Consider the following 576-nt stretch of genomic DNA (forward strand, 5'->3'; position numbering starts at 1 on the left):
GAGCACATCCAGACACGAAAGCCGCCGTCCGGGGTCGGCGGCCATCGCCGCCAACAACCGCTGCAACCGCTCGACGAGCGCCTCGATGCTCTCCGGATCGAACACGTCGGTGTCGAACTCGACGCGAAGGCTCAGTTGGTGACCCGGCATGGCTTGCATGGTCAGCGGATGGTCGTTGTGTTCGCGGGTGGTCAAGTCGGTGATAGCCAACCCGTCCGCGCCTGCTAATGCGCCGGTTTCGATCGGGTAGTTCTCGTAGACGAACAGCGTGTCGAACAATCGCTCGTGTCCGGTGGCGCGATGAATCTCGTGCAGCGCCAAATGCTGGTGATCCAGTGTGCGGTTGTTGGCGCCGTGCAGCTGGCCGAGTAGGTCGGCGACGGTGGTCGCCGCGGTGACGCTGGCCCGCACCGGCACCGTGTTGATCAGCAGCCCCACAATGGATTCCGCGCCACCGATGTCGGCCGGCCTACCGGAGACCGCGGTGCCGAACGCGACATCGTCGTGGCCGGTCAGCCACATCAGCACCTGCGCCCAAGCCGCCTGCAGCACGGTGTTGACGGTGGTGTGCTGCGC

The 576-nt window shown here is 65.6% G+C and carries 1 protein-coding gene; it reads right to left on the minus strand.

Features of this window, described 5'->3' with window-relative positions:
- Positions 1-576 (minus strand): condensation domain-containing protein (locus tag AC5Y6X_RS24390; RefSeq protein WP_499989711.1); only part of this gene is annotated, 576 nt, incomplete at both ends.

This window comes from Mycobacterium sp. NGS26 (assembly GCF_059813025.1).